At 71.8% G+C, this 14,806-nt stretch carries 13 protein-coding genes; all 13 read left to right on the top strand.

Going from position 1 to position 14,806, the window contains the following annotated elements; translation table 11 throughout:
• Positions 1 to 176 precede the first annotated feature (176 nt).
• The 13 genes from ACK8N7_RS04520 to ACK8N7_RS04460 all read left to right on the top strand — a co-directional run bounded on the left by ACK8N7_RS04520 (position 177) and on the right by ACK8N7_RS04460 (position 14,803).
• Positions 177 to 1,931 (top strand): DUF5941 domain-containing protein, encoded by a 1,755-nt coding sequence (locus tag ACK8N7_RS04520; protein WP_403210510.1) that lies wholly within the window; start codon positions 177 to 179, stop codon positions 1,929 to 1,931.
• A complete protein-coding gene (locus ACK8N7_RS04515) occupies positions 1,928 to 2,665 on the top strand; it encodes a phosphocholine cytidylyltransferase family protein (protein ID WP_403210512.1) in 738 nt (245 codons plus the stop codon). The genes ACK8N7_RS04520 and ACK8N7_RS04515 overlap by 4 nt, the downstream gene beginning before the upstream one ends.
• The gene (locus ACK8N7_RS04510; RefSeq protein ID WP_403210514.1) at positions 2,653 to 3,714 is read left to right on the top strand and encodes an iron-containing alcohol dehydrogenase family protein; all 1,062 of its coding nucleotides are present in this window, start codon (positions 2,653 to 2,655) and stop codon (positions 3,712 to 3,714) included. The genes ACK8N7_RS04515 and ACK8N7_RS04510 overlap by 13 nt, the downstream gene beginning before the upstream one ends.
• Complete coding sequence (locus ACK8N7_RS04505) at positions 3,692 to 4,471, top strand: CDP-alcohol phosphatidyltransferase family protein (protein ID WP_403210516.1); 780 nt, start codon at positions 3,692 to 3,694, stop codon at positions 4,469 to 4,471. The genes ACK8N7_RS04510 and ACK8N7_RS04505 overlap by 23 nt, the downstream gene beginning before the upstream one ends.
• Positions 4,472 to 4,479: 8 nt before the next feature.
• Positions 4,480 to 5,352, top strand: a complete 873-nt coding sequence (locus tag ACK8N7_RS04500; RefSeq protein ID WP_403210992.1) for a glycosyltransferase family 2 protein — start codon at positions 4,480 to 4,482, stop codon at positions 5,350 to 5,352.
• 101 nt (positions 5,353 to 5,453) lie between these two features.
• Positions 5,454 to 6,383, top strand: a complete 930-nt coding sequence (locus ACK8N7_RS04495) for an ABC transporter permease (RefSeq protein WP_403210518.1) — start codon at positions 5,454 to 5,456, stop codon at positions 6,381 to 6,383.
• The gene (locus ACK8N7_RS04490; protein WP_403210520.1) at positions 6,376 to 7,161 is read left to right on the top strand and encodes an ABC transporter ATP-binding protein; all 786 of its coding nucleotides are present in this window, start codon (positions 6,376 to 6,378) and stop codon (positions 7,159 to 7,161) included. The genes ACK8N7_RS04495 and ACK8N7_RS04490 overlap by 8 nt, the downstream gene beginning before the upstream one ends.
• 420 nt (positions 7,162 to 7,581) lie before the next feature.
• Positions 7,582 to 8,493 (top strand): squalene synthase HpnC, encoded by a 912-nt coding sequence (hpnC, locus tag ACK8N7_RS04485; protein WP_500441048.1) that lies wholly within the window; start codon positions 7,582 to 7,584, stop codon positions 8,491 to 8,493.
• Positions 8,494 to 8,522: 29 nt separating this feature from the next.
• Positions 8,523 to 9,443: a presqualene diphosphate synthase HpnD gene (hpnD, locus tag ACK8N7_RS04480; protein WP_403210994.1), complete on the top strand. Its 921-nt coding sequence runs from the start codon at positions 8,523 to 8,525 to the stop codon at positions 9,441 to 9,443.
• Between the two features lie 118 nt (positions 9,444 to 9,561).
• Positions 9,562 to 10,947, top strand: a complete 1,386-nt coding sequence (gene hpnE / locus ACK8N7_RS04475) for a hydroxysqualene dehydroxylase HpnE (protein WP_500441046.1) — start codon at positions 9,562 to 9,564, stop codon at positions 10,945 to 10,947.
• On the top strand, positions 10,944 to 12,047 hold the full coding sequence (locus ACK8N7_RS04470; protein WP_015612706.1) for a polyprenyl synthetase family protein: 1,104 nt from the start codon (positions 10,944 to 10,946) through the stop codon (positions 12,045 to 12,047). Before hpnE ends, ACK8N7_RS04470 begins: the two co-directional genes overlap by 4 nt.
• A 108-nt stretch (positions 12,048 to 12,155) precedes the next feature.
• Positions 12,156 to 14,156 (top strand): squalene--hopene cyclase, encoded by a 2,001-nt coding sequence (gene shc, locus ACK8N7_RS04465; RefSeq protein WP_500441044.1) that lies wholly within the window; start codon positions 12,156 to 12,158, stop codon positions 14,154 to 14,156.
• A complete protein-coding gene (locus tag ACK8N7_RS04460; protein ID WP_403210528.1) occupies positions 14,156 to 14,803 on the top strand; it encodes a phosphorylase family protein in 648 nt (215 codons plus the stop codon). The genes shc and ACK8N7_RS04460 overlap by 1 nt, the downstream gene beginning before the upstream one ends.
• Positions 14,804 to 14,806 lie beyond the last annotated feature (3 nt).

Below are 14,806 nucleotides of genomic sequence, written 5' to 3'. Positions count from 1 at the left end.
TTCCGTTCATCCGATAGCCTCAGCCGACACGCCGCCGGCCCGTCTCGTGGCCGTGCTGCCGTGTGTCGTCCACCGTCAGTGCCAAGGAGTGAGTTCGTCTGTCGACCGCCATCCTCACCGGTACGCCGGCACCCGGCTCGTCGCTCACGGACGATCTGAGGTCCCTGGGCTTCGACGTGCTCACCGCCGTCGACGCAGGTGACGCCGCAGCACTCCTCGCCGCCGTCCCGGCCGGCCGCCGGGTCGCCCTCGTCGACCCGCGCTTCGTGGGCCACGTCCACGCACTGCGGCTCGGACTGACCGACCCGCGCTTCCCCGCCGCCACCGTCCCCGGCGCGCTCACCGCCCGGCCCGAGGCCCGCGGGGCCCTGCTGCGCGCGCTGCACCGCACCGCGGCCGCCGTCGGCGCGGGCGCCCCCGTCGTCGACCCGGACACCGACCCCGCACCCGAGGACCGCACCGTCCCCGGCCGCATCGCGGTCGCACTGGAGGCCGAGGGCACCGCCGTACAGCGCCCCGCCCTCGGTTCGCTGGTCGCGGCCGTCCCGACCGACCCGGAGCAGGAGGCCGCAGCGGCGGCCGCCGTCGCCTCGGTCGACGACGAGGCGGTACGGCTGCGGAGCGCGGTCAAGGCGCACGACGGCTTCTTCACCACCTTCGCGATCAGCCCCTACTCCCGCTACATCGCGCGCTGGTGCGCCCGCCGCAACCTCACCCCGAACCAGGTCACCACCGCCTCGCTGATCACCGCGCTCATCGCGGCCGGCTGCGCGGCCACCGGCACCCGGGGCGGCTATGTCGCCGCCGGGATCCTGCTCCTGGTCTCCTTCGTGCTGGACTGCACCGACGGGCAGCTCGCCCGCTACTCGCTGCAGTACTCCACGATGGGCGCCTGGCTGGACGCCACCTTCGACCGGGCCAAGGAGTACGCGTACTACGCCGGGCTCGCCATCGGCGCCGTCCGCGGCGGCGATGACGTCTGGGTCCTGGCGCTCGGCGCGATGGTCCTACAGGCCTGCCGCCATGTCGTGGACTTCTCGTTCAACGAGGCCAACCACGACGCGGTCGCCAACACCAGCCCCACCGCCGCCCTCTCCGACAAGCTCGACAGCGTCGGCTGGACGGTCTGGGCGCGCCGGATGATCGTGCTGCCGATCGGCGAGCGCTGGGCCATGATCGCGGTGCTCACCGCGTTCACCACCCCCCGCATCGTCTTCTACGCCCTGCTCGTCGGCTGCGCCCTCGCCGCCTGCTACACCACGGCGGGCCGCCTCCTGCGCTCGCTGACCCGCAGGGCGAGCCGCACCGACCGCGCCGCGCAGGCCCTGGCGGACCTCGCCGACTCCGGCCCGCTCGCCCAGGCCGTCGCGGCGGTCGCACCGGGACTCCGGGGCGCTTTCACGGCCCCGGTGGTCGCCCTGCTCGGCACCCTCGTGATGGTCGGCGCCGCCCTCTTCCTCCCGTACGGCAGCCGGCTCACCGTCGCCGCCGCCGCGGTGTACGTGGTCCTCTCCGGCCTCGCCGTCGCCCGCCCGCTCAAGGGCGCGCTCGACTGGCTGGTGCCGCCGCTGTTCCGGGCCGCGGAGTACGTCACGGTCCTCGTGCTGGCGGCCCGCAGCGACGTCCCGCACGCCGTTCCGGCAGCCTTCGGGCTCGTTTCGGCCGTCGCCTACCATCACTACGACACGGTGTACCGCATCCGCGGAGGCACCGGCGCGCCGCCCCAGTGGCTGGTGCGGACGATCGGTGGACACGAGGGCCGCACCGCGCTGGTGGCCGTCCTCGCCGCCGTACTCACCCACACCTCAGGTTTCACCACGGCTCTCACCGCCCTCGCGGTGGCCGTGGCTCTGGTGGTGCTCGTGGAGTCCATCCGCTTCTGGGTGTCCTCCTCGGCCCCCGCCGTACACGACGAAGGAGAACTCGCATGATCGGCCTCGTACTGGCAGCCGGTGCAGGACGACGTCTGCGCCCCTACACGGACACGCTCCCCAAGGCGCTCGTCCCTGTCGACGGCGACAAGACGGTCCTCGACCTCACGCTGGCCAACTTCGCGGCGGTCGGGCTCACCGAGGTCGCGATCGTCGTCGGCTACCGCAAGGAAGCCGTCTATGCGCGCAAGGCCGAGCTGGAGGCGACGTACGGCGTCACCCTCACGCTCATCGACAACGACAAGGCCGAGGAGTGGAACAACGCCTACTCCCTCTGGTGCGCCCGTGACGTCATCAAGCGCGGTGTGATCCTCGCCAACGGCGACACCGTGCACCCGGTCTCCGTCGAGAAGACCCTCCTGGACGCCCGCGGCAAGGGCCAGAAGATCATCCTCGCCCTGGACGCCGAGAAGAGCCTCGCCGACGAGGAGATGAAGGTCATCACCGAGGAGGGCAAGGGCGTCCAGCGCATCACCAAGCTGATGGACCCGGCCACCGCGACCGGTGAGTACATCGGCGTCACCCTCATCGAGGCCGAGGCCGCCGAGGAGCTCGCGGACGCGCTGAAGACCACCTTCGAGCGCGACCCCGACCTCTACTACGAGGACGGCTACCAGGAGCTCGTCAACCGCGGCTTCACCGTCGACGTGGCCCCCATCGGCACCGTGACCTGGGTCGAGATCGACAACCACGACGACCTCAAGAAGGGCCGGGAGATCGCGTGCCAGTACTGACCCGGCTCATTCCGTCCCCGGTCGTCGTCGACATCCGGCGCGGCGCCATGGACGATCTGGCGGGTCTCCTGGCCGATCAGCGGATCTCCTCCTCGGGCAAGCTCGCCATCGCGATCAGCGACGGCTCCGGGCGCGCCCTGCGGGAGAGGCTCGCCCCGGTCCTGCCGGGTGCCGACTGGTACGCCGTCTCCGACGGCACGATCGACTCCGCGGTGAAGCTCGCCGACGGCATCAAGGGCAACCGGTACGACGCGGTGGTGGGCCTCGGCGGCGGCAAGATCATCGACGTGGCGAAGTACGCCGCGGCGCGGGTCGGGCTGCCCATGGTCGCCGTCGCGACGAACCTCTCGCACGACGGCCTGTGCTCACCGGTCGCCACCCTGGACAACGACAACGGGCGCGGCTCCTACGGGGTGCCCACCCCGATCGCCGTGGTCATCGACCTCGACGTGATCCGTGAGGCGCCCGCCCGCTACGTCCGCTCCGGCATCGGCGACGCGATCTCGAACATCTCCTGCGTCGCCGACTGGGAGCTGGCCCACGAGGTCAACGGCGAGGAGATCGACGGCCTGGCCGCCGCGATGGCCCGCCAGGCCGGCGAGGCCGTGCTGCGCCACCCCGGCGGGGTCGGCGACGACGCCTTCCTCAAGGTGCTGGCCGAGGGGCTCGTGCTCACCGGCATCTCGATGTCGGTCGCGGGCGACTCCCGTCCGGCGTCCGGCGCCTGCCACGAGATCAACCACGCCTTCGACCTGCTGTACCCCCAGCGGGCGGCGAGCCACGGCGAGCAGGTCGGCCTCGGCGCCTGCTTCGCCATGCATCTGCGCGGTGCCCGCCAGGAGTCCCTCCTGATGGCATCGATACTGCGCCGCCACGGTCTGCCGGTCCTGCCGGAGGAGATCGGGTTCAGCGTCGACGAGTTCGTCAGGGCCGTCGACTACGCGCCGCAGACGCGTCCGGGACGTTTCACGATCCTGGAGCACCTCAACCTGTCCACCGACCAGATCAGGGACGCGTACGCCGACTATGCGACGACCATCAGTAGCTGAACTCCGTCCGGTCGTACACCCCCCGGGGGTGAAGGACCGGCGCAGCGGCGAGCACTGGGCCGGCCGTATGTACATGCGTGAGGTCTCCCTGCGCGTGGACCGCTACCTGGTGAACACCCGGGTCACCCCCAACCAGGTCACGTACGTGATGACGCTGGCCGGCGCGCTGGCCGCCCCGGCCCTGCTGGTGCCGGGCATCTGGGGCGCCGTGCTCGGCGTGGTGATGGTCCAGCTCTACCTGCTGTTCGACTGCGTGGACGGCGAGCTCGCCCGCTGGAAGAAGCAGTACTCGCTCAGTGGCGTCTACCTGGACCGGGTCGCCGCCTACCTGTGCGACGCGGCGGTGCTCGTCGGCCTCGGCCTGCGTGCCGCCGACATCTGGGGCGAGGGCCGGATCGACTGGCTCTGGGCCTTCCTGGGCACCCTCGCCGCCCTCGGCGCGATCCTGATCAAGGCCGAGACGGACCTGGTCGGCGTGGCCCGCCACCAGGGCGGGCTGCCGCCGGTCAAGGAGGCGGCGTCCGAGCCGCGCTCCTCCGGCATGGCGCTGGCCCGCCGGGCGGCCGGGGCGCTCAAGTTCCACCGGCTGATCCTCGGCATCGAGGCCTCGCTGGTGATCCTCGTGGTGGCCGTCGTGGACGCGATCGGGGGCGACCTCTTCTACACCCGCCTGACCGTGGCGGTCATGGCCGGCATCGCGCTGCTGCAGACCCTGCTGCACCTGGTGTCCGTCCTGGCCTCCAGCAGGCTGAAGTGACCTCTCCCATGAAACTGGGCGCGGTGATCATCACCATGGGCAACCGCCCCGACGAGCTCCGCGCCCTCCTCGATTCGGTCACCGCGCAGGAGGGTGACCGCATCGAGGTCGTGGTGGTCGGCAACGGGGCCCCGGTACCGGACGTCCCGGCCGGTGTACGGACCGTGGAACTGCCCGAGAACCTGGGCATCCCCGGCGGCCGCAACGTCGGCATCGAGGCGTTCGGCCCCTCCGGCGCGGACGTGGACGCCCTGCTCTTCCTCGACGACGACGGGCTGCTGCCGAACCGGGACACCGCCGAGCTCTGCCGCCGGGCGTTCGAGGCGGACCCGGAGCTCGGCATCATCACCTTCCGGATCGCCGACCCGGAGACGGGCGCCACCCAGCGCCGGCACGTGCCCCGGCTCCGGGCGGCCGACCCGATGCGCTCCTCGCGCGTGACGACCTTCCTCGGCGGCGCCAACGCCGTACGCACCCGGGTGGTCGCCGAGGTCGGCCCGCTGCCGGAGGAGTTCTTCTACGCCCATGAGGAGACGGACCTCGCCTGGCGGGCGCTGGACGCGGGCTGGATGATCGACTACCGCGCGGACATGGTGCTGAACCACCCCACCACGGCCCCCTCCCGGCACGCGGTCTACCACCGCATGGTGGCCCGCAACCGGGTCTGGCTCGCCCGCCGGAACCTGCCCGCCCCGCTGGTCCCCCTCTACGTGGGGGTCTGGCTGCTCCTCACCCTGGTCAGACGCCCGTCGCCACCCGCGTTGAAGGCATGGTTCGGCGGTTTCCGGGAAGGCTGGTCGACGCCCTGCGGACCCCGGCGCCCGATGAAGTGGCGTACGGTGTGGCGGCTGACGAGGCTGGGCCGACCTCCGGTCATCTGAGAGGCTTTCCTCTGAGAGCATGAGGCGTATTTTCTTTCCGGGACCTGTCCGCCTGAGCCGCGCCCGCGACTGGCTGCGCGTGAAGACGAGAGTTTCAACTTGTGAGTGACACGACCCACGACGGTGGGGTAGCCCTCGGGACCCCTCCGTCCGCCGACGAGGGCCTCGGCGCGGCCCAGCTGGCCGCCAAGTACGGCCTGACCGTGAGCGGCGCCCGGCCGGGGCTGTTCGCATACATGAAACAGCTCTGGGGCCGGCGCCACTTCATCCTGGCCTTTTCCCGGGCGAAGCTGACCGCGCAGTACAGCCAGGCCAAACTGGGCCAGCTGTGGCAGGTGGTCACCCCCCTCCTGAACGCCGCTGTCTATTACCTGATCTTCGGGCTGATCCTGGGGACCAGGGAGGGGATCCCCAACGAGGTCTTCGTGCCGTTCCTGGTCACGGGCGTCTTCGTCTTCACCTTCACCCAGAGCTCCGTGATGGCGGGCGTCCGGTCGATCTCCGGCAACCTCGGACTGGTCCGGGCCCTCCACTTCCCCCGGGCCTCGCTCCCCATCTCCTTCTCGCTCCAGCAGCTCCAGCAGCTGCTCTTCTCGATGATCGTGCTGGTCGCGGTCGCCATCATCTTCGGCAGCTACCCGTCGCTCTCGTGGCTCCTGGTGATCCCCGCCCTGATCCTCCAGTTCTTCTTCAACACCGGCCTGGCCCTCGTCATGGCGCGGCTCGGCTCCAAGACCCCCGACCTCGCGCAGCTGATGCCGTTCGTCATGCGGACCTGGATGTACGCCTCGGGCGTCATGTTCTCCATCCCGGTGATGCTCAAGGACAAGCCGGCCTGGATCGCCGACGTGCTCCAGTACAACCCGGCGGCGATCTACATGGACCTGGTCCGCTTCGCCCTGATCGACGGCTACGGCTCCGAGAACCTGCCGGACCACGTCTGGGCCGTCGGCCTGGCCTGGGCCGTGCTGCTGGGCGTCGTGGGATTCGTGTACTTCTGGAAGGCAGAGGAACGGTACGGCCGTGGCTGAGGAAAACACGCAGGGACGGATTCCCACGGTCATCGCCGACGATGTCCACATCGTCTACCGGGTCAACGGCACCGGCGGCGGGCGGGGCAGCGCCACCGCGGCGCTGAGCCGCATGATGCGCCGCGGCAAGGGCGAGCCGCGCGGGGTCAGGAAGGTGCACGCCGTGCGCGGTGTCTCCTTCACGGCCTACCGCGGCGAGGCCATCGGCCTCATCGGCACCAACGGCTCCGGGAAGTCGACGCTGCTGCGGGCCATCGCCGGCCTGCTGCCGACCGAGTCCGGCCATGTCTACACCGACGGGCAGCCCTCGCTGCTCGGCGTGAACGCGGCGCTGATGAGCGACCTCACCGGCGAGCGCAACGTGGTGCTGGGCGGTCTGGCCATGGGCATGACCCGGGACGAGATCCGCGAGCGCTACCGCGAGATCGTGGACTTCTCCGGCATCAACGAGAAGGGCGACTTCATCACCCTGCCGATGCGGACGTACTCCTCCGGCATGGCGGCGCGCCTGCGCTTCTCCATCGCCGCCGCCAAGAACCACGACGTCCTCATGATCGACGAGGCGCTGGCCACCGGTGACCGCAAGTTCCGGGTCCGCTCCGAGGAGCGGATCCGCGAGCTCCGCAAGGAGGCGGGCACCGTCTTCCTGGTCAGCCACAACAACAAGTCGATCCGGGACACCTGCGACCGGGCGCTCTGGCTGGAGAAGGGCGAGCTCCTTATGGACGGCCCCACCGAGGAAGTCCTCAAGGCGTACGAACGCGAGACGGGCAAGTAGCTCCGCAGCCGACCGTGGCCCCCGCCGGACCGCTTCCGGTGGGGGCCACTGCGGTGTGCGGGGGCGGCGGAGGCCACCCGCAGTACGCCTGCGGGGGCGATCTCCTCCCGGCGGATGACGTCAATCCACCGGCGTACGGGGAAGGTTGACAAGCGATGCGGTGTCCGCGCCGCGGGCGCTCCACCCCGCCACACCCCTGTGAGCTGTACAACGTAAGCTGTAGCGGTGCTGATTCATGGCAAGTGGGGCGATACGCCCCCGGCGCTTCGCCCGCTGTGCCGCAGTGCACTCGGAAGAACGAGCGGCGTGTCCGAAAAGGGATGTTTTGGATCAGCAGTGTAGAACGGGTGATGTGACGGCAATGACGGAAATTCTCCAGCTCCGACGTGGTTTCGCCGTCCCCGCGCCGGGCGGTCCGCAGTGACCTCCACCCAGCAGGCGCGCACCGGTGACGCCACGCTCGGCAAGGCCGCGGACGAGAACTTCCCCGTGGCCCCGTTCTTCCTGCCCCGCGCCTGGCGCGACGACCTGATGGCTGTCTACGGCTACGCCCGGCTCGTCGACGACATCGGCGACGGCGACCTCGCCCCCGGCGGCGCCGACGCCCGCCACCTGGGCCTGGACCCGGAACAGAGCGACGACCGGCTCGCCATGCTCGACGCGTTCGAGGCCGACCTGCACCGGGTCTTCGCCACCACCGGCCAGGAGCCGCACCACCCCCTGCTGCGCGCCCTGCGCCCCACCGTGCGGCGCCGCGCGCTCACCCCCGAACCCTTCCTCGGCCTGATCGAGGCCAACCGGCAGGACCAGAAGGTCCGCCGCTACGCCACCTACGGGGAGCTCTCCGCCTACTGCGAGCTCTCCGCCAACCCGGTCGGCCGGCTGGTCCTCGCCCTCACCGGCACCACGAGCCCGGAGCGCGTACGCCTCTCGGACGCGGTCTGCACCGCGCTCCAGATCGTCGAGCACCTCCAGGACGTGGCCGAGGACCTGGGACGCGACCGGATCTATCTGCCCGCCGAGGACATGGACCGCTTCCGGGTCACCGAGGCCGACCTGGCCCGGCCGTCCGCGGGCGCCTCGGTCCGTGCCCTGATCGCCTACGAATCCGAACGCGCGAGCGAGCTGCTGAAGGAAGGCATCCCGCTGGTGGGCAGTGTCGACGGCAGACTCAAGCTCCTGCTCGCCGGATTCGTCGGCGGCGGGCGCTCCGCCCTCGCGGCGGTCTCGGCCGCCGGATTCGACGTACTGCCCGGGCCGCCCAAGCCCACCAAGCCCAGCATGCTGCGCGAAGTCGCAGTCGTCCTGCGAAGAGCGCGTAGAGAGGGGTGAGCCGGACCGTGGAGGGACAGACGACGTACATGTCGCCGCCGGTACAGGCCGCATACAGTTACTGCGAGGCCGTCACCGGACAGCAGGCCCGGAACTTCGCCTACGGGATCAGGCTGCTGCCGTACGAGAAGCGGCAGGCCATGTCGGCGCTGTACGCCTTCTCCCGTCGCGTCGACGACATCGGCGACGGAGAGCTGGACCCGGGCACCAAGCGGACCCGGCTGGAGAGCACCCGTGAGCTGCTCGACCGGATCAGGCACGGCAAGGTCGAGGAGGACGACACCGACCCGGTGGCCGTCGCCCTCGCCGACGCCGCCCACCGCTTCCCGCTGCCGCTCGACGGCCTCGACGAACTGATCGACGGCGTCCTGATGGACGTCCGCGGCGCCACGTACGAGACCTGGGACGACCTCAAGACCTACTGCCGCTGCGTCGCCGGCGCCATCGGACGCCTCAGCCTCGGCGTCTTCGGTACGGAACCGGGCGCACCCGGTGCCGAGCGGGCCCCGGAGTACGCCGACACCCTCGGCCTCGCCCTCCAGCTCACCAACATCCTGCGCGACGTCCGGGAGGACGCCGGCAACGGGCGGACCTACCTCCCCGCCGACGACCTGGCCAAGTTCGGCTGCTCCGCCGGATTCCACCGGTCCACCCCGCCGCCCGGCTCCGACTTCGCGGGCCTCATCCACTTCGAGGTGCGCCGGGCCCGCGCCCTGTTCGCCGAGGGGTACCGCCTGCTGCCGATGCTCGACCGCCGCAGCGGCGCCTGCGTCGCCGCCATGGCCGGGATCTACCGCCGCCTGCTGGACCGGATCGAGCGCGACCCGGAGGCCGTGCTGCGCGGCCGGGTCTCGCTGCCCGGCCACGAGAAGGCGTACGTCGCGGTGCGCGGCCTCTCCGGCCTGGACGCCCGCCATGTCTCCCGGCTGACCTCCAGGGGGCGGACCTGATGCGTCCCGGCGGCTCCGGCGCCCGGTCAACCCTCCGGTGGCCCGACGCGTCCACGACTGCGACGATTCCTTCCGGGGCGACCCGGCGATCCGTGACGACCCGGCGAGAGGGGCAGGCATGAGCGACGAGACCCCGCGCCCCGTCGCGGTCGTCGTCGGAGGCGGACTCGCCGGCATCACGGCGGCCCTGCGCCTGGCCGACGCCGGACTCGACGTCACCCTTCTCGAAGGACGGCCCCGCCTCGGCGGCCTCGCCTTCTCCTTCCAGCGCGGCGACCTCACCGTCGACAACGGCCAGCACGTCTATCTGCGCTGCTGCACCGGCTACCGCTGGTTCCTGGACCGCGTCGACGGCACGCACCTCGCCCCGCTCCAGGACCGCCTGGACGTCCCCGTCCTGGACGTCGGCCGCGAAGCCGGACCCCGCCTGGGAAGGCTGCGCCGCACCGGCCTGCCCGTACCGCTGCACCTCGCCGGCGGCCTCGCGGCCTACCCGCACCTCTCCCTCAAGGAGAAGGCGAACGTCGGCCGCGCCGCCCTCGCGCTCGGCCGCCTCGACCCCGCCGACCCGGCCCTCGACCGCATCGACTTCGCCACCTGGCTGAGGCAGCACGGCCAGTCGGACCGCACCATCGAGGCGCTCTGGGACCTCGTCGGCGTCGCCACCCTCAACGCCACCGCCCCCAACGCCTCCATGGCCCTGGCCGCCAAGGTCTTCAAGACCGGCCTGCTCTCGGAGCCCGGCGCCGCCGACATCGGCTGGGCCACCGTGCCGCTCGGCGAGCTGCACGACACCCTCGCCCGCAAGGCCCTGGACACCGCCGGCGTCCGCACCGAACTGCGCGCCAAGGTGGGCTCCCTGACCCGCACCGAGGACGGCCGCTGGAGCGTCGAGAGCGCGGGGGAGCGGATCACCGCCGACACCGTCGTGCTCGCCGTACCGCAGACCGAGACGCACGACCTGCTGCCCGCGGGAGCCCTGGACGAACCGGACCTGCTCCTCGACATCGACAACGCACCCATCCTCAACGTGCACGTCGTCTACGACCGCAAGGTGCTGCGCCGCCCGTTCTTCGCCGCCATCGGCTCCCCGGTCCAGTGGGTCTTCGACCGCACCCACTCCTCGGGGCTGAAGGGCCCCGGGCAGTATCTCGCGGTCTCCCAGTCCGCCGCCCAGGACGAGATCGACCTCCCCGTGGCCGAGCTGCGGACCCGCTACCTGCCCGAACTGGAGCGGCTGCTGCCCGCCGCACGCGGTGCGGGTGTCCGGGACTTCTTCGTCACCCGGGAGCGCACCGCCACCTTCGCCCCGGCCCCGGGCGTCGGCCGGCTGCGCCCCGGCCCCCGCACACGGGTGCCCGGACTGCATCTGTCGGGCGCCTGGACCGCCACCGGCTGGCCCGCGACGATGGAGGGTGCCGTGCGCAGTGGCTTCCAGGCCGCCGACGCGGCCCTCCACGCCCTCGGCCGGCCCCATGGACATCCGCTGCAGGAGGCGGCATGAGCATTACCACCGGAACAGAAGGAGAGTCAGTGACCCCGGCGAATCCGGCTTCCGACACCGTGGCGCAGACCACGGATGTCACCGCGCTTCTGGAGCGCGGACGAGCCCTGTCAGCGCCGGTGCTGCGGGCTGCCGTGGACCGGCTGGCGCCGCCCATGGACACCGTCGCGGCCTACCACTTCGGCTGGATCGACGCCGAAGGACGGCCCTCTGACGGTGACGGCGGCAAGGCCGTGCGCCCCGCGCTCGCCCTGCTGTCGGCCGAGGTGGCCGGCGCCCCCGCCGAAGCGGGCATCCCCGGTGCCGTGGCCGTCGAACTCGTACACAACTTCTCGCTGCTGCACGACGACCTGATGGACGGCGACGAACAGCGCCGCCACCGCGACACCGTGTGGAAGGTGCACGGCCCCGCCCAGGCGATCCTGGTCGGCGACGCGCTCTTCGCCCTGGCGTACGACGTCCTGCTGGAGCTCGGCACGGTCGAGGCGGGCCGCGCCGCCCGCCGACTGACCTCGGCCACCCGCAAGCTCATCGACGGGCAGGCCCAGGACATCTCCTACGAGCACCGCGAGCGGGTCACCGTCGAGGAGTGCCTGGAGATGGAGGGCAACAAGACCGGCGCCCTGCTGGCCTGCGCGGTCTCCATCGGTGCGGTGCTCGGCGGTGCCGACGACCGCACCGCCGACACCCTGGAGGCGTACGGCTACCACCTGGGCCTGGCCTTCCAGGCCGTCGACGACCTGCTCGGCATCTGGGGCGACCCGGAGGCCACCGGCAAGCAGACCTGGAGCGACCTGCGCCAGCGCAAGAAGTCCCTCCCGGTCGTCGCCGCGCTCGCCGCGGGCGGCCCGGCCTCCGAGCGGCTCGGCGAACTGCTCGCGGCCGACGCCAAGAGCAGCGACTTCGACAGCTTCTCCGAAGAGGAGTTCGCCGCCCGCGCGGCGCTCATCGAGGAGGCGGGCGGCCGCGAGTGGACCGCCCAGGAAGCCCGTCGTCAGCACGCGGTCGCCATCGAGGCACTGCACGGTGTCGACATGCCGCACCAGGTACGGGAGCAGCTCACCGCGCTCGCGGACTTCGTGGTGGTGCGGAAGAGATGATCAGCACGCGCATATGACTCGCAGTCGCCGGCCGGCGCCCTGACAAGGGGCGCCGGCCGACGGAGACCCCAGCACAGCAGAGAAACCACTGCACGTAAGGGGAAGCTCATGACAGCGACGACCGACGGATCCACCGGGGCCGCGAACCTCTCCGCAGCCCCGGCGGGACATCCGGCCGACACGACCACCGCCGCGGACGACGTGCTCGACGCCGCGCGGCGGGCCGCGGAACGCTCGGTGGAGCACCTCCTCGGCAGACAGGACGAGCAGGGCTGGTGGAAGGGCGACCTGGCCACCAACGTCACGATGGACGCCGAGGACCTCCTCCTGCGCCAGTTCCTCGGAATCCTGGACCCGGAGACCACCCGGGCGGCCGCCCTCTTCATCCGGGGCGAACAGCTCGGCGACGGCACCTGGAACACCTTCTATGGCGGACCGAGCGACCTCTCCGCCACCATCGAGGCCTATGTGGCCCTGCGACTGGCCGGGGACCGCCCCGACGAGCCGCACATGGCCCGCGCCTCCACCTGGATCAGGGAGCAGGGCGGCATCGCGGCCGCCCGCGTCTTCACCCGGATCTGGCTGGCCCTGTTCGGCTGGTGGAAGTGGGACGACCTCCCCGAACTCCCGCCCGAGCTGATGTTCTTCCCCAAATGGGTCCCGCTCAACATCTACGACTTCGGCTGCTGGGCCCGGCAGACCATCGTTCCGCTGACCATCGTCTCCGCGAAGCGCCCCGTACGGCCCGCGCCCTTCGCCCTGGACGAGCTGCACACTGATCCCGCCCACCCCAACCCGCCCAGGAAGCCTGCCCCGGCGGCCAGTTGGGACGGCCTCTTCCAGCGCCTCGACAAGGGGCTGCACCTCTACCACCGGCTCGCCCCGCGCCCACTGCGCCGGATCGCGATGAACGTGGCGGCCCGCTGGATCATCGAGCGCCAGGAGAACGACGGCTGCTGGGGCGGCATCCAGCCCCCGGCCGTCTACTCCGTCATCGCCCTGCATCTGCTCGGCTACGACCTCGACCACCCGGTGATGAAGGCCGGACTGGCCTCGCTGGAACGGTTCGCCGTCCACCGCGAGGACGGCGCCCGCATGGTCGAGGCCTGCCAGTCGCCCGTCTGGGACACCTGCCTGGCGACCATCGCCCTGGTCGACGGCGGACTCAGACCCGACCACCCGGCGCTGGTGCGGGCCGCCGACTGGATGCTGGCCGAGGAGATCACCCGGCCCGGCGACTGGTCGGTACGCAGACCCGAACTCGCCCCCGGAGGCTGGGCGTTCGAGTTCCACAACGACAACTACCCGGACATCGACGACACCGCCGAAGTCGTCCTGGCGCTGCGCCGGGTCCGCCACCCCGACCCCGCCCGGCTGGAAGCCGCCATCGAACGCGGGGTGCGCTGGAACCTCGGCATGCAGTCCCGCAACGGGGCCTGGGGCGCGTTCGACGCCGACAACACCAGCCCCTTCCCCAACCGCCTGCCGTTCTGCGACTTCGGCGAGGTCATCGACCCGCCCTCGGCCGATGTCACCGGGCACGTGGTGGAGATGCTCGCCGTCGAGGGGCTCGGCCGCCACCCCCGTACCCGGCGGGGCATCGAATGGCTGCTCGCCGAACAGGAGGCGTGCGGTGCCTGGTTCGGCCGCTGGGGCGTCAACTACGTTTACGGAACCGGGTCGGTGGTGCCCGCACTGGTCGCCGCCGGACTGCCCGCCGCGCACCCCTCGATCCGCCGGGCGGTGACCTGGCTGGAGTCCGTGCAGAACGACGACGGCGGCTGGGGCGAGGACCTGCGCTCGTACACGGAGGAGAAGTGGATCGGGCACGGTGAGTCCACCGCTTCCCAGACCGCCTGGGCGCTGCTCGCCCTGCTCGCCGCGGGGCGCCGAGACAGCCGGGCCGTCGCCCGCGGGGTCACCTGGCTGACCGAGGCCCAGCAGGCCGACGGCTCCTGGGACGAGCCGTACTTCACCGGCACCGGCTTTCCCTGGGACTTCTCCATCAACTACCACCTCTACCGCCAGGTCTTCCCCCTCACGGCACTCGGGCGTTACGCGTACGGCGACCCGTTCGCCGACCGTACGGGCGCGGCCAAGGGCGCCTGATGGCCGGCGCACCGGGGCCCGCGGCCCCCCAGGCGCCGCTGCTCGTCGCCTGCGCGCTGGGCATCGAGCAGCTGGCCCTGCGCAGCGGGAAGCGCCCCGGGGGCCCCGTGCGGGTCCTGCGTACCGGTATGGGCCCCCGGGCGGCGGAGGCGGCCGTGGCGGCGGCCCTCGCCCCCGGTGGCCTACCGGACGCCGCCGTCATCGCCTCCGGCTTCTGCGCCGGCCTCGCCCCCGGGATGCACCCCGGGGACCTGGTCGTCGCCGAGGAGACCCGGGACGCGGACGGCGCCACCCCCTGCACCGGCACCGGGCTGCTGGTCGCGGCCCTGGCCAGGGCCGCCCCCGGCAGCCGGGTCCACACCGGTTCGCTGACCGGCTCCGACCATGTCGTACGCGGCCCCGAGCGGGCCGCGCTGCGGTCCACCGGGGCCATCGCGGTGGACATGGAATCCGCCGCGACACTGCGTACCGCCCTGTGCCACGGACCACGCCCGGTTGCGGCCGTCCGGGTGGTCGTGGACGCTCCAGAGCATGAGCTCGTCCGCATCGGCACGGTACGCGGTGGAATATCAGCCTTCCGCGTACTCCGAGCCGTCCTACCGGCTTTCTACGAATGGCACCGATCTTTACTGCTCCCCAGGAGGTGAGCT

This window comes from Streptomyces griseobrunneus, from assembly GCF_046713465.1.
GTDB lineage: Bacteria > Actinomycetota > Actinomycetes > Streptomycetales > Streptomycetaceae > Streptomyces > Streptomyces microflavus.
This window is presented reverse-complemented; position numbering and strand designations above follow the sequence as displayed.